Source organism: Alkalibacterium sp. s-m-28 (assembly GCF_054658175.1).
Genome location: NZ_BAAGIQ010000537.1, coordinates 1 through 203 on the forward strand (window position 1 = coordinate 1; position 203 = coordinate 203).

Here is a 203-nt window from a genome sequence, read left to right on the forward strand (position 1 = left end):
TACAGACAGAGGAATCGGATAGGGGTAGGCTCAAAAGGCAGTCCCTGCCTCATTGATTTTCTTTTACTTGGCCAATGCCAAGAGGTTTTTGCTGGCATTGATATCTCTGTCAAGGTATTCCCCGCATGTCGGGCAGTCCCACTCCCGGATATTGAGCGGCTTCTTGCCGTCTCGGTGTCCGCAACTCGAACAAACCTGACTAG

Annotated in this window: 1 protein-coding gene; it reads right to left on the reverse strand. The window is 51.2% G+C overall.

Features of this window, described 5'->3' with window-relative positions; all coding sequences use genetic code 11:
• Window positions 1-63: 63 nt before the first annotated feature.
• Window positions 64-203 (reverse strand): zinc ribbon domain-containing protein (locus ACYQ4S_RS13175; protein WP_459771093.1); only part of this gene is annotated, 140 nt, incomplete at its 5' end.